Genomic DNA, 13,068 nt, shown 5'->3' on the forward strand with positions numbered 1-13,068 from the left:
AGTATTTATAGTCAATGTAAGTATATACTTTAAGGCTGCTTCAGTTTTTCGAGGCGCACACTCACGGCACGCTTGTGGCCAATGAGTTGTTCAGCTTCCGCCATCTCCTCAACGACAGGTCCGAGCTTCTTTATACCTTCTTCACTGAGTTGCTGAAAGGTTATATATTTCAGAAAGCTTTCCAGTGATACACCTGCGAAGGCTTTGGCAAAGCCGTTGGTAGGCAAAGTATGATTTGTGCCGGAAGCATAATCACCAATAGCCTCGGGAGAATAATTACCAATGAATACAGATCCGGCATTGATCACCTCTGCCGCAACAGCATCTGCATTTTTTATATTCAGAATTAAATGTTCGGGCGCGTATTCATTTATAAAATCGAGTGCTGTCTTTTGATCGTTCAGAATTACAACGCGACTGTTAGCAAGGGATTTCTCCGCGATTGCCTTTCGTGGCAATACTTCAAGTTGTTTCGCGATTTCGTTTTGCACAGAGGACACCAGTGTTTCATTGTTGAGCACCAACATCACCTGGCTATCTTCACCATGCTCCGCCTGTGAAAGCAGATCTGCTGCAATGAAAGATGCTTCCGCCGTTTCATCTGCCATCACCAATACTTCCGATGGACCCGCGGGCATATCAATCGCGAGACCTTCTTCCATAACGAGTTGCTTGGCTTTGGTTACATATTGATTACCCGGACCAAAGATCTTGTGAACCTTCGGTATACTTTGAGTGCCAAACGCCATAGCGGCTATAGCTTGTGCTCCGCCTGCTTTAAATATTTTGGTAACGCCAACCAGTTTTGCTGCAAACAATATAGCGGCATTGATCTTCCCGGATTGATCAGGAGGAGAGCATAGAATTACTTCTTTACAGCCTGCAAGTTTAGCAGGCACACCAAGCATTAACACCGTAGAAAATAAAGGTGCTGAACCTCCTGGTATATATATACCTACTTTATCAATCGCTACACCTTTGCGCCAGCAGATTACTCCTGGAGTTGTTTCTACTTTCAATACATCACGTTTTTGTGCTGCGTGGAATTTTTCGATGTTAGCAGCCGCTGTGCGGATAGCTTCTTTCAGGGATGGTGAGAGTGTTTTCTCTGCATCGGCAAGTTCTTCTTCCGAAACACGAAGTGCCTGAATCGATACTTTATCATATTGAAGCGTCAACTCACGCAACGCATCATCCCCGGATTTCTTAACGCGATTCAATACATTTCGAACGGAGCTGTCAAGGAATTCGAGTTCAAGCTGTGGACGCTTTGAAAGCTCGGTCCAGGTTTCCTGTGATGGATTGATATATATCTTCATACTGTATTTTGATTAGAGATGATGTTTTGATCTATATACGATCACTCCTTATACAATCATTTTTTCAATCGGTACTACTAGAATTCCTTCCGCACCAAACTCGCGCAGTTGATCGATCCGTTCCCAGAAATCATTTTCATCTACAACAGAATGTAATGAACTCCAGCCCGCACGTGCCAACGGTATAATGGTAGGGCTTTTCATGCCCGGTATAACCGTGGTTATTTTTTCGATGGATTCATTCGGGCAGTTCATCAATATATATTTTGTATTTTTTGCCTTGCGAACAGCCTCAATTCTAAAGAGAAGTTTATCGAGTATTTTCTGTTTCTCAATGTCCAGGTCGGGGCTTGCAATAATTACGGCTTCAGATTGCATCACCACTTCTACTTCTTTAAGTCCATTGCTGAGCAATGTGCTGCCGGTGCTCACGAGGTCACATATAGCATCGGCAAGTCCTATGCCGGGTGCAATCTCAACAGACCCGCTGATTTCATGAATGCCAGCTTTGATATTATTTTTTTGGAGGAAGTCTTTTACGATGTTGGGGTAGGAGGTGGCTATATTTTTTCCATTAAGCCATTGGACATCGGTATAATTTTCGGAGCGCGGCACTGCCATGGATAAACGACACTTGGCAAAATCGAGACGCTTTACGAGTTCATTCTTCTTTTGTTTTTCAAAGAAAACATTTTCACCTACTATGCCTACATCTGCTACTTTATCCTCTACATACTGAGGTATATCATCATCACGCAGAAATAAAACTTCAACGGGAAAATTTCGCGCTTGTGTTTTGAGCTGATCCTTGCCGTTGCTAAAGGATAGTCCGCTCTCTTTGAGTAGATCCAGGGAGCCTTCCTGCAGGCGTCCTGATTTTTGAATGGCGATTCGTAACAAGTTGCTCATAGTTATAATTTTTACTGTGGGCTTTGCGCACAGTGTTTCGTTTTGTGTGAAGTGTGTTCAACTGAAAATGTCAGTAAACAAAAAGGGCTTGCCACATCGTGACAAGCCCGTAAATTTTCTTATTCAAAAATCACTAAAAGGCGGTGCCACGCATCGTGTCATTTCCATGATGGTGGTGGTGTAAGCCTGATGTGATGTTGTTGTTCATTGTTCTAAAGCGATGCGAATAAATTAAATAGTTATGAAAAGTCAAAATCTATAGCACTTAAAAAAGAAAATGATTTCAAAAAATATCATGAAGATGCTATACCACTCACGATTACAAGGGCTAACCAGCGTTCGGCAAGCAGCAATTTATATCCGTCTGTACTTTCAAACACATGAACCAAAGAGGCTGTTTGATGTTTGTAATTTTGAGAATGAATTACATAAATAGCATTATCATTGGTGTGAAATTGAACATGTGCGCATGAGAAAGATACTTTATTCGATATTGTTTTTGGGAATGGCAGTGGCGTGCAGCGACACGAAGGAGACACGTCTGCAGCGATATCTGCTGCAGGGAAATGAACAGGTTGCTCTTCGTAATGCGGATGGTGCTGAACGTTTTTTTAAAGAAGCGCTTCGCCTCGATTCATGCTTTGCAGATGCATTGAATAACCTGGGCACAATTTACTTTACGCAGAAGAAATATACAGAAGCAGTTGAGCAATATAATCGCGCACTGACTTGCAGGCCTGCCTTTATAGCCGCCTTGTTAAATCGTGCGAATGCAAATTATGAACTAAAGGAATATTATAGTGCCTTGCAGGATCTTGAGCGAGTCATGCGGAGCAAGCCTGATACCTCGATTGTTTACTTCACGCAAGGCCTTGTATATACCAAACTTAGAAAGTATGACGAAGCGCTGGCTGCATTCAATAAAGCACAAACCATTGAACCGCAGAATTCGGAGATCGTGGTAAATATTGGCACGTTGCATTTTTATAAGAAGGATTTTGATCTCGCAGCTTCTGAATTGAAACGTGCGTTGAAAGTAAACTCGGCACAAGCAAATGCGCTGAATGCATTGGCGATGATTGAAGTGGAAAAGAAAAGTTATAGTGAAGCACAGGTATGGTTAGCGAAAGCATTAGCAATCCAGCCGAATGATCCTTTCTTTCTGAACAATCGCGGATATATTTACCTCATGACCAACGAGCTTGAAAAAGCACGGAACGATATCGATCAGAGCATCAGTCAGGATCCCTATAATGGATGGGCGTATCGCAACAAAGGAATTTATTACCTGATGACGAAACAGTATGACGATGCTGTTCGCGTGTTGAAGCAAGCTGAAGCGATGGACCCTTTTATCGATAAAGTATATATATACTTGTCGGAGGCATATTTGCAAACAAAGGATTTTGAGAATGCATGTAAAGCGTACAAGAAGTCCGTGGAGAACCATGAAGAGGGAAGTACGAGCATGAAACCTTGTAAGTAAATATGTCTTTTGAAGAGCTAAAGCAAAAACTTTCTGAAAGGTTACTGCAGGAGCTGCCGGGAGCTACAGCACATGAACCTATGCGCGCAGTGCCTGTTGGAATGACCATACCTAATTTTGAACATAAGCTTCCCCCTAAACCGGGAAGCGTTTTAATATTGCTATATGAGCAGGATGGAATTGTAAAATTTCCATTGATAAAACGCCCTGAATATTTAGGCGCCCACAGCGGACAAATCAGTTTGCCCGGAGGAAAAGCTGAGGCAGGGGAAAACTCAATTCAAACAGCTTTGCGCGAAGGTGAAGAGGAGATCGGTGTAGATGGGAGTAAGGTCGAGGTGCTCGGCAGGCTTACGGATTTCTTTGTGATACCGAGTAATTTTCTAGTGACGCCTGTGGTAGGTGTTATAGAAGCTCCTTCATTTACACCTGATACACGCGAAGTAGCACGAATACTCTCTTGTAATTTATTTGATTTGTTATTGGAAGAAGCTATTCTTAAAAAAGAAATTATAGCTGCCGGTCAATATAAAATGATGGCTCCGTACTTTGATATAGAGGGAGAGATTGTGTGGGGTGCAACCGCCATGATGCTGAATGAACTTCGATTGGTTGTGCGTGGTTTAGAGTAAATATATACTCCGCGAAGAAAGTATTTAAACTTCCTTTAACGGCTCAACCATAATTACTTCTTCTCTCTCCACAACAACGGCACCTGCGGGATCGCCTTTTCGCTTGCGAACGAATTTTTTTGGAGTCACTACTACCGGGCATAGCGTCTCGGTTTTTCGTTTGGAGTTGTAGGCTGCGAGTTGTGCAGCGCGTTCAATTACATCTTTTGGAAAATTCTTACCAGATTGATATTTGATTAAAACATGAGAGCCCGGTACATCTTTCGCATGAAGCCAGAGATCTTCCTTAAATCCATATTTAAAAGTAAGTATATCGTTCGCCTGCGCATTTCTGCCAACCCAGATTCTGAAACCGTTGTGATCAAATTCGTGGAAAGGTAACGGAGCTGTTTGCTTTTCCTTTTCGCTTGTAAATCCTGTAGCAGAAATTGTTTTGCGTAGCGACTTTAATTCGCCGATCGTTTCAATTTCCAGCAGCTGTTGCTTAAGGTTTTCGATCTCTTTTTCTTTTCCTTCCAATGCTTGCTGTAGCCGCTCAATCTCGATGTGTTGATTCTTGGCCTTCCGATAAAAGTTTTCAGCGTTCTTTTGAGGCGATATATCTTTCTTGAGCTTGATCTCTATAGGATTATTTTCATGATAGAAATCAGGCAGAGTAACTTTTTCTGTTCCCATTTTGATCGTGTGCATATGCGCCATGATCAGGTCAGCCCACACCTTGTAGTGATTATCTCCTTCAACTTCTGCCAGCTTTTCGAATGTTTTCTGGTAGTAACTTTCGCTGCCTTGCAGTTTATGCCGGATGGAAGATATAGCAGAAGCCTTCTCGCGAAAGAATGCAGCGTGCTGCGTATAGGTATAAAAGAAGTCATTAACCGCTTTCGCGGGATCAGTGAATTCCTTTATCGTTTTTCCATAGCCAAGCAAAGAAAGCGCAAGTGTCGTGTCGGTTTGAGTAATATAGTATACCGGATCTTCCAGAAGCCGCTTTATGTTTTGGATCTCGTTCCATTGCTGCTCAGGTGAAAGCATCTCAAAATTTCGATCATCGAGATACTTCCAAACAATTTTTCCAAAAGTAAAATATAGCGAAGGTAATTTAGCGCGATGCTGTAGAAAACTCTCATAACTCCAGTCGATGGTGCGATCAAGCGAATCGAGTTGAAGGTTTACATCGGCAGGTATATTATTTCGGAAGAGCGTTATCGGAATATCTTTTTCGAAGAGTATAATGTTTGAACGGTTGCCATGCATTTTGAAAAGCAACGTCAGGTCGTCTGTAAGAAGTATAGCAAAGCTCCGTTCATTGTTAAATTGCCGAATGCCGGATACACGCGATCCAATCATCTTCTCAAAAAGATCTACACTGTTTTTGCGGGCACGACTAAAGTTATCCGGGAATGAGAGACACGAGAATGCAGGCTCCAGGCTTGCTTTAATAAAGAAGGGCTCAGTATGCGTTTCGAACCGGATGATTAACTCGTCCTTATTCTGACTGAAGCATTCTGATATAACCGTACCGGTTAAAGATTTCTCTAACGATTTACTGAGCTGACGAAGAAAATAGTAGTTGTTATGCACAGATCAGAAATCATTTTTAGGCTTCGTTTTCACAAGTCCAGTTGCAGTCCATCGTACGCTAGACGGACATTGGCAGGTAATTCTTTTTCAATTGCTGCGTGTAGTCCCAGCTTATGACTCATGTGTAGCAGATACGTTTTTTTAGGATTGATCTTCTCTGCCATGGCCAACGCTTCAGTGAGATTAAAATGAGATACATGGCGTTCATGCTGAAGCGCATTCAACACCAGTACTTCCGTGCCTTTCAATCGCTCAAACGTTTCATCCGGAATAAAATTAGCATCCGTGATATAGCTGAAATTACCAAAACGATATCCATATACCGGCATGCGTAAATGCATTACCGGCAGAGGTATAATTTCAATGCCTTGAATAGAAAAAGGTTTATCATCAATAATACGAAGATCGAGACGGGGAAGCCCTAAAGGAGCATTCTTTTCGAAAGCATAGGCATATTCTACTTTTAACTGATCCAGCGTAGGCTGTGTGCCATATATAGGCATGTCCATTTGCTGGAGAAAGTTATAGGCACGAACATCGTCCAGACCAGCCGTATGGTCGCGGTGAGCATGCGTAAAGATTACGGCATCGAGACGCTGTATATATTCACGCAGCATCTGCTGACGGAAATCCGGTCCTGTATCAACAACCCAGCTTTGCTCCTGAATTTGTATATGTATAGCAGTACGAAGACGCTTGTCACGAAAGTCAAGCGAGCTGCAGACTTCGCATGTGCAGGCGATCACAGGAACACCTTGTGAAGTACCGGTACCGAGAAATGTTACTTTCAAGCTGGAGTTTGTTGTTGAGGTTGGGTGAGTTCATCATAAAGCTTCTGACTTTTCTCAGAAAACTTGACATTTTCCAGCGTGATTCCTTTTACTATATCCAGCAAAGCGTTGATTTTTCCTTCCGTAGTAAAAAACTTATTTACGATCATGATTTTTTGATCCTTCAACACACAATACCCGGATTTAAAATTGCCCTTCTCGTAACGAAGGGTATAATCCGATTCCGCAATCATCTCCTCGAGCTTTAACAGGAATTGAGTTGTATACTTGATCATAAGTGGTTGTATTCTGGGTGCAAGATAAACAATAGGTAGGGAAGACGGAAGTGGGGGAGGAAGTGTGGAAGACGGGAAGACAGAAAAGACCGGAAGTCCGAAAAGATCGAAAGTTTTTTAGAGCGATCCCAGCGCTTTTACTTTCAGACTTCCCGACTTCCGGTCTCTCTGTCTTTCGGCCTTTCCGTCTTCCCGACTTTCGGTCTTTTCAACTTCCCGTCTTTCTGTCCCTCCCAACTTTCCTACTTCCCAACTTTTCCATTTACTTGCACGCTGAACATGAAGGATCACAAACTCATTGTTATTGTAGGGCCTACTGCCGTGGGGAAGACGTCTGTTGCTATTCAGGTAGCAAAGCATTTTCAAACGGAAGTAATTTCAGCAGACTCACGTCAGATATTCAAGGAGCTAACCATCGGTACGGCGAAGCCCGATGCAGTGGAATTGAATACGGTGCCGCATCATTTTATCAATAGCCATTCCATACAACAGGAATATGATGCTGCTTCTTATGGAAGAGAGACTCTGGTTTTAATTCATAATCTTTTTGAAAAGCACCAGCACCTTGTGCTCTGCGGAGGCTCAGGTCTTTATGTGAAAGCGGTGCTCGAAGGATTTGATGATATACCGGATGTACCGGAAGAAATTCGTGAGAAACTCACCGAAAATTTTGAGAAGTTTGGAGTCACCTGGTTGCAAGAGCAGATGAAGCAGCTTGATCCCGAACATTATGCAACGGTTGATCAGCAAAATCCACATCGCCTGATGCGTGCGCTGGAGGTAAAGATTGGTACCGGGAATTCGATAGCGAGCTATCGGAAGCAAAATAAATTACAACATGCCTTCCAGGTAATAAAGATCGGATTAGAATTGCCGCGCGAGGAGCTTTATCGCAGAATCGATGATCGTATGGATAAGATGATTGCTGAAGGATTATTTGAAGAGGCCAGGGAACTATATATATATAAAGACCACAACGCATTGCAAACTGTTGGCTACCAGGAGATCTTTGACTATATAGATGGGAAGTATGACCGTGAGGAAGCTATTCGTTTATTGAAAAGAAATTCACGAAGGTATGCAAAGCGACAGCTTACGTGGTTTAAAAAGGATGAAGAAACGATTTGGATGAATCCACAGGATATCAACGCTATACTAAATTTGATTGTATAGCTTCGTGTTTGGTATATAACCGGTATATATAAATGAAAGGCTGAACTTTCTAGATGGAAAAAAAAGTATTGATCATAACGTATTACTGGCCTCCGAGTGGAGGCAGTGGTGTACAGCGCTGGTTAAAGTTTATAAAATATCTGCCGTCATTCGGATGGAAACCTTATGTATTTACTCCGGAGAATCCTGCCTTTGCTATTCGTGATGAATCACTCTTGAAAGATGTACCTGCGGAAGCTGAAGTAATTCACTTTCCGATATGGGAACCCTACGAGGCGTTTTTTAAATTATCAGGTTTACTGGGAAGTAAAAAGTCGGCCAAGCCAACGGACCTGGTATCCGGCAAGAAGAAATCACTCTTTCAAAATGTAAGTACGTGGATTCGCGGAAATTTTTTCATTCCAGATCCACGTGTGTTTTGGGTAAAGCCTTCGGTAAAATTTCTTCAAAAGTATATTCATGATAATAACATCCATACGATTATCACGACCGGCCCACCGCACAGTATACATCTGATAGGACTGAGACTCAAGAAGAAAAATCCTGCGTTAAAATGGTTTGCAGATTTTCGAGATCCATGGAGCGACTGGGGGTTGCTTGATAGTTTGATGGTAGGAGGAATCGCGCGCAAGCTTCATCGTAAGCTTGAAGCACAGGTTATGAAAACGGCTGATGAAGTCATTACCATCACACCGTTCTATGTGCGCAAGTTTGAGAAACTTTCTGGTAGAAATGTACGGTTGCTTACCAATGGTTTTGATGAAGATGATTTTAAGAACCTGGTCGTTCAGAAAAGTTCCAGGTTCATAATCAGACATGCTGGTATAGTAAATGAAAAGTGTGATCCGCGACCCTTCATGCTGGCAGTAAAGGAATTGCTAAGTGAACACGATGCATTTAAAGCTGTTGTACAAATCGATTTCGTAGGCGAAGTACATCCTGATTTCAAATCGTTTGTGGTAAAAGATAATGCGCTGAATGCGATTACTACATTTACATCCACCATTCCGCATAAACAACTGATGAAGCTATATGGTGAAGCCGCTATACTCTTGCTGGTGTTAACAGGATACAAAGACGGAGAAGGATTTCTTCCGGGAAAATTATTTGAATACCTCGCAACAGGACTTCCTATACTTGGTGTTGGTCCGGAGCAAGGCGATGCTGCAAGCCTGCTAAAAAGCACAGGAGCCGGAGCAATGATCGATGGTGAGCAAAAATCTGCAATCAAAACATATTTGGTAAATGCGTTCGAAGCCTGGAGTAAAACAGAAGCTCCATCCCGTCCAACGGGCTTTCAGGAATATTCGCGCAGAAGAATAACCAAAACCCTGACTGAGTTACTATAATCCTTGTTATATAAATTCCCATTTTGATATACCATAGGCCTCTTATTGGTACAAACCTGCTATGAAATGCAAATCTGTGCAGATGCATAAACTTCATTTGAGAAGCAAAAACAACGATTTCATATATACTTGAGCAAGTATATAGATCGGTCGCTATAGTTGGAACTGCATTTGCAAACCATTGGGAAAGACTCAAACCCATGACTACCTTTTTTGAACATCAGCGCGCAAGCTATAAGCGAAATTACCTGCGTAACCTGATCTGTATGGCATCTTCAGACGGCAACCTTGACGATGAAGAAAAAGTACTGATTCAAAAAATAGGTATTAAGCGAGGCTTGAAAGAATGGCAGGTTAACCAATTGATTGATGACCCGGGCAACTGCGAAATATTTTTGCCGGAATCGATCAACAACAGAATGAACTTGTTGTATGATCTGATGCAAATCATTCATGTTGATAGCCAGGTGAGTGATCGCGAAATTGAATTTATGGTTAGCATCATCGGAGCCTTTAAGCTTCACCCCGAAATCTTTGAACAGCTGATGCAGCTGTTTCGGGAAAATGTTCCTTCACCTGCAGAGTGGAAAGAGTTTGTGGAGTTTGTTTATGAACGTGTGAAAGACAATCGCTAGGAGCCCAATATCCAGAAGTTGTTAAGACCGGCCTGCTTGAAAGCAGCCGGTTTTTTTATGCTGTCTCGGCTTCAATTTTTTTTCCGTGAAGTATCTGCGCTACCTCACAGGCTTCTGTGCCACACTGCTCGATCATCATCAGTAAATTATTTTTGGTGCGCGTGAGGTCATCAATTTGTTTTTGAACGAGGTTGAGTTTTTTGGAAAGGTATTTCCTGCCACGTTCAGCATCGAGTGTACCATTGTTCACCAGCGTGATTATACCCCTAGCTTCTTTCAGCGTAAAACCCTTGGCGGTGATTTCCTTAATAGCCGTAATGCGATTCAGTGTTTCTTCCGGATATTCTTTGTAATTGTTTTTACGCCTCGATTTGGCAGGCACCTGGATGAGTCCGAGTTTTTCATAAAACCGGATGGTGTGCCTGGAAAGATTTGTTTTTTGAGCGAGTTCTCCAATCAACATAAGCAAGTTGTTTAACGAGTGTAGAGTATACTCTATGGTTGTGACGATTATTAAAATTAATACTTCCTCCGAAAAAAATCACTTTTTTCTCTTGACAGTCGACTATACTCTACGCTATACCTTCATTACAGATTTGAAAACACACCCCTAATTATCAAACAACAAAATGGTATGAAACATTTGTCATTGGTCATTTTACTCTGTACAGTATTTTTTATGTCGAAGGCGCAAAATAATGAAGCACCGAATAAAGAATTCATTGTCCGCGCTGCCCCTGTTGCTGTAGAGGTTCCGGCAGGGAACTCGGGGAAAGTTGATGTGCAATTGCTGCGCTCTAAAAGTTACCAGCGATCGGAAGCAACGTTCAATGTTGCCAGTATACTCCCACAAGGTGTAACCATTCGCTGCGATGCGCTGGAAGGAAATGATAACGCGTATGCGGCTGTGATCACAACTACCAGTCAGACTGCACCGGGTACATACCAGGTTATTTTGAATTGTACGATCAATAACAAAACAAAAGGTGTCATTATAAAACTTAAAATTATATAGGGATGGAAAGTATAGGGGAAGAAGTTACGATCGTGAAACCTATTGCGGCCGTGAAGAAAAAGAAGCCACGCATCCCGATGGCTATACGTTTTATACGCTGGATTTTTCCCAAGCTTGAATCTATAGCGCCTGGGTATGCTCATTCACTTTTCATAAAAATGTTTTTTGCACCACCCCGATATCCTATACCCGCAGCGGAAAAGGAGATCCTCCAGCGAGCAGAAACATTTTTATTGGATGTCGATACCCATACGATACAAGTATATACCTGGGGCAGAGGCCCTGCAATTGTATTGGTACATGGCTGGGCTGGCCGCGCTTCGCAGTTCAAAAGTATTATTGAAGGCTTCAGTAACAATGGATACCAGGTTATCGCGTTTGATGCACCTGCTCATGGGCGATCTTCCGGTAAAAAGACTAACATCTTCGAATTCAGAAATACTATACTTGCTTTGGAGAGAAAAGTTGGCAATGTGCATGCTATACTGGCGCATTCTATTGGAGGAACTGCCACCATGTTTGCGCTTACGGAAGGACTTCAAACCACCATGGTCGTAACCATTGCAACGCCTTCAATAGGTGATGAGATCATCCATGAATTTGCTGCACGTCTCAATGGATCGCGTCAGGCAGAACAAAAACTGAAAGCATTTATTCAGCAATCTTTTAAACGTTCGTTCGATGAACTCACCGCGGCTCATTTCGCGCAGCAACTAAAAACAACGATTGACTGGCTCATTGTTCATGACGAACACGATAAAGAAGCATCGCTAAAAAATGCATGGATGCTACAGCAGGCATATCCCAAAGCCACCCTAAAAGTAACGTCAGGGCTAGGGCACGTTCGTATCCTTCGCGACCAGGAGGTGGTACAGGCTTGTTTAGATTTTATCAGGAGTAAATCCTTGACCTGAAACCAAACTCTATATTAGTTAACCGGCTCTCGTAAAATCGTTCTCAATTTTTCAGGGGCAGTCTTCCTGAAGTCAGATAAGTATATTTCATGATGATGTCCCGCTTTGCCAAACTTATTCTTCTCGATAAAGCTTTGCATCACCTGCAATGTCTCAGGCTCGCGATCGAAAGGACCAACATGCATCATCTGCACTACTTTACCTTCATTCAACGTAAAGAAGGTTGTCTCTTCTGCAAGGACTATATTTTTTTTGGTGATCACAGTAGATTTAGCTTCCTGGATCATGTCTTCGGTAATAAATTCCGGCATGCGGATTAACAAACGCCAATACCATTCGCTACGCGGTATAAGTAAGGGCGCTTCATGCATCGTTAATTTTCCGAAGCGATCATCGAACCACCAAAGTCCTTCCAGCTTCGGGACAATGAAATCACGTTGCTGCGCTTTCGATGAGAATTTGACTATGTAGGCAACTGAATATAGCGCCTGAATTTTATCAGCAAAGGACTTTGAAGAGGGATCACCTATACCTTCGATTGATAAATAGGATACAGGAGGGAGCTCCACCACTTCCGGTTTGTTCCTGGCCGAGTAATACGCTTTGTATTTTTTTGTAAGGGTTAATTTTTCCATGGCTATCTCTTTACGCAAAAGAGAATAGCCGGAATGACAACAGTATGTCAGTTGATGATCGTGCTGTGCGATTTTTAAAATACGAAGCCGCTATATCTCGCCAGACTTGTGTAAAATTTCATCTTGCATTTCAGCGAACAGCCTGTCGGAATCGATGGTCACAGATTTTCCATGCCTATATTCCGTAGCGATATAATCGATCCAGGCAACAACTGATTTTTGAGAAACATGGGCGAGCAGCCAAAGCAAAACTTTGCGATCAATCTCATCGAGCTTGAAGAACTCCAGTTTTTCGTTTTCCATGAGGAGGGGTCGGGTAACGGTAATCGGCAGTAAATTTAATATTTTATTATA

Annotated in this window: 16 protein-coding genes; 7 read left to right on the plus strand and 9 right to left on the minus strand. The window is 42.4% G+C overall.

The window, feature by feature from the left end; genetic code table 11:
* Positions 1–29: 29 nt before the first annotated feature.
* The gene (gene hisD, locus B5Y40_RS06385; RefSeq protein WP_079685845.1) at positions 30–1,319 is read right to left on the minus strand and encodes a histidinol dehydrogenase; all 1,290 of its coding nucleotides are present in this window, start codon (positions 1,317–1,319) and stop codon (positions 30–32) included.
* 48 nt (positions 1,320–1,367) lie between these two features.
* Entirely contained in the window at positions 1,368–2,228 is an 861-nt protein-coding gene (gene hisG, locus B5Y40_RS06390; protein ID WP_079685846.1) for an ATP phosphoribosyltransferase, read from the minus strand.
* A gap of 469 nt (positions 2,229–2,697) precedes the next feature.
* On the opposite strand from hisG, the gene B5Y40_RS06395 reads away from it, so the two are divergent.
* Positions 2,698–3,714, plus strand: a complete 1,017-nt coding sequence (locus B5Y40_RS06395; RefSeq protein ID WP_079685847.1) for a tetratricopeptide repeat protein — start codon at positions 2,698–2,700, stop codon at positions 3,712–3,714.
* Positions 3,715–3,716: 2 nt separating this feature from the next.
* Positions 3,717–4,346, plus strand: coding sequence for an NUDIX hydrolase (locus B5Y40_RS06400; protein ID WP_079685848.1), 630 nt, complete (start codon positions 3,717–3,719; stop codon positions 4,344–4,346).
* A 24-nt stretch (positions 4,347–4,370) separates the two neighbouring features.
* On the opposite strand, the gene B5Y40_RS06405 is transcribed toward B5Y40_RS06400, so the two are convergent.
* From B5Y40_RS06405 to B5Y40_RS29545, 4 genes are all read right to left on the minus strand, one after another.
* On the minus strand, positions 4,371–5,927 hold the full coding sequence (locus B5Y40_RS06405) for an NFACT RNA binding domain-containing protein (protein WP_079685849.1): 1,557 nt from the start codon (positions 5,925–5,927) through the stop codon (positions 4,371–4,373).
* A 29-nt stretch (positions 5,928–5,956) separates the two neighbouring features.
* Positions 5,957–6,718: an MBL fold metallo-hydrolase gene (locus tag B5Y40_RS06410; RefSeq protein WP_079685850.1), complete on the minus strand. Its 762-nt coding sequence runs from the start codon at positions 6,716–6,718 to the stop codon at positions 5,957–5,959.
* Positions 6,715–6,993 (minus strand): hypothetical protein, encoded by a 279-nt coding sequence (locus tag B5Y40_RS06415; RefSeq protein ID WP_079685851.1) that lies wholly within the window; start codon positions 6,991–6,993, stop codon positions 6,715–6,717. Before B5Y40_RS06415 ends, B5Y40_RS06410 begins: the two co-directional genes overlap by 4 nt.
* A gap of 117 nt (positions 6,994–7,110) precedes the next feature.
* Entirely contained in the window at positions 7,111–7,284 is a 174-nt protein-coding gene (locus B5Y40_RS29545; protein ID WP_159453618.1) for a hypothetical protein, read from the minus strand.
* On the opposite strand from B5Y40_RS29545, the gene miaA reads away from it, so the two are divergent.
* From miaA to B5Y40_RS06430, 3 genes are all read left to right on the plus strand, one after another.
* A complete protein-coding gene (gene miaA, locus B5Y40_RS06420; RefSeq protein ID WP_079685852.1) occupies positions 7,273–8,166 on the plus strand; it encodes a tRNA (adenosine(37)-N6)-dimethylallyltransferase MiaA in 894 nt (297 codons plus the stop codon). The genes B5Y40_RS29545 and miaA overlap by 12 nt on opposite strands.
* Positions 8,167–8,219: 53 nt before the next feature.
* Entirely contained in the window at positions 8,220–9,515 is a 1,296-nt protein-coding gene (locus B5Y40_RS06425) for a glycosyltransferase family protein (RefSeq protein ID WP_079685853.1), read from the plus strand.
* Positions 9,516–9,715: 200 nt separating this feature from the next.
* On the plus strand, positions 9,716–10,150 hold the full coding sequence (locus tag B5Y40_RS06430) for a tellurite resistance TerB family protein (RefSeq protein ID WP_079685854.1): 435 nt from the start codon (positions 9,716–9,718) through the stop codon (positions 10,148–10,150).
* Positions 10,151–10,205: 55 nt separating this feature from the next.
* On the opposite strand, the gene B5Y40_RS06435 is transcribed toward B5Y40_RS06430, so the two are convergent.
* Positions 10,206–10,613, minus strand: coding sequence for a MerR family transcriptional regulator (locus B5Y40_RS06435; RefSeq protein WP_079685855.1), 408 nt, complete (start codon positions 10,611–10,613; stop codon positions 10,206–10,208).
* A gap of 171 nt (positions 10,614–10,784) precedes the next feature.
* Here B5Y40_RS06435 and B5Y40_RS06440 point away from each other — a divergent pair, with 171 nt between their 5' ends.
* Both B5Y40_RS06440 and B5Y40_RS06445 read left to right on the plus strand, forming a co-directional pair.
* Positions 10,785–11,165: a hypothetical protein gene (locus B5Y40_RS06440; RefSeq protein ID WP_143785633.1), complete on the plus strand. Its 381-nt coding sequence runs from the start codon at positions 10,785–10,787 to the stop codon at positions 11,163–11,165.
* Between the two features lie 2 nt (positions 11,166–11,167).
* Positions 11,168–12,079: an alpha/beta fold hydrolase gene (locus tag B5Y40_RS06445; RefSeq protein ID WP_079685857.1), complete on the plus strand. Its 912-nt coding sequence runs from the start codon at positions 11,168–11,170 to the stop codon at positions 12,077–12,079.
* Between the two features lie 14 nt (positions 12,080–12,093).
* Here the strand turns inward: B5Y40_RS06445 and B5Y40_RS06450 are convergent, their stop codons facing one another.
* Positions 12,094–12,714, minus strand: coding sequence for a GyrI-like domain-containing protein (locus B5Y40_RS06450; RefSeq protein WP_079685858.1), 621 nt, complete (start codon positions 12,712–12,714; stop codon positions 12,094–12,096).
* Between the two features lie 90 nt (positions 12,715–12,804).
* Complete coding sequence (locus B5Y40_RS06455) at positions 12,805–13,017, minus strand: hypothetical protein (protein ID WP_079685859.1); 213 nt, start codon at positions 13,015–13,017, stop codon at positions 12,805–12,807.
* Positions 13,018–13,068: the final 51 nt, after the last annotated feature.

It is taken from the genome of Ohtaekwangia koreensis, assembly GCF_900167975.1.
Taxonomy (GTDB): Bacteria; Bacteroidota; Bacteroidia; order Cytophagales; family Cyclobacteriaceae; genus Ohtaekwangia; species Ohtaekwangia koreensis.

What these genes read in the sequence shown, in the direction of transcription:
- hisD (WP_079685845.1), bottom strand. Translation starts at nt 1,319, where the DNA reads ATGAAGATATATATCAATCCATCACAGGAAACCTGGACCGAGCTTTCA.
- hisG (WP_079685846.1), bottom strand. Translation starts at nt 2,228, where the DNA reads ATGAGCAACTTGTTACGAATCGCCATTCAAAAATCAGGACGCCTGCAG.
- B5Y40_RS06395 (WP_079685847.1), top strand. Translation starts at nt 2,698, where the DNA reads ATGAGAAAGATACTTTATTCGATATTGTTTTTGGGAATGGCAGTGGCG.
- B5Y40_RS06400 (WP_079685848.1), top strand. Translation starts at nt 3,717, where the DNA reads ATGTCTTTTGAAGAGCTAAAGCAAAAACTTTCTGAAAGGTTACTGCAG.
- B5Y40_RS06415 (WP_079685851.1), bottom strand. Translation starts at nt 6,993, where the DNA reads ATGATCAAGTATACAACTCAATTCCTGTTAAAGCTCGAGGAGATGATT.
- miaA (WP_079685852.1), top strand. Translation starts at nt 7,273, where the DNA reads ATGAAGGATCACAAACTCATTGTTATTGTAGGGCCTACTGCCGTGGGG.
- B5Y40_RS06425 (WP_079685853.1), top strand. Translation starts at nt 8,220, where the DNA reads ATGGAAAAAAAAGTATTGATCATAACGTATTACTGGCCTCCGAGTGGA.
- B5Y40_RS06430 (WP_079685854.1), top strand. Translation starts at nt 9,716, where the DNA reads ATGACTACCTTTTTTGAACATCAGCGCGCAAGCTATAAGCGAAATTAC.
- B5Y40_RS06435 (WP_079685855.1), bottom strand. Translation starts at nt 10,613, where the DNA reads ATGTTGATTGGAGAACTCGCTCAAAAAACAAATCTTTCCAGGCACACC.
- B5Y40_RS06440 (WP_143785633.1), top strand. Translation starts at nt 10,785, where the DNA reads ATGAAACATTTGTCATTGGTCATTTTACTCTGTACAGTATTTTTTATG.
- B5Y40_RS06445 (WP_079685857.1), top strand. Translation starts at nt 11,168, where the DNA reads ATGGAAAGTATAGGGGAAGAAGTTACGATCGTGAAACCTATTGCGGCC.
- B5Y40_RS06450 (WP_079685858.1), bottom strand. Translation starts at nt 12,714, where the DNA reads ATGGAAAAATTAACCCTTACAAAAAAATACAAAGCGTATTACTCGGCC.
- B5Y40_RS06455 (WP_079685859.1), bottom strand. Translation starts at nt 13,017, where the DNA reads ATGGAAAACGAAAAACTGGAGTTCTTCAAGCTCGATGAGATTGATCGC.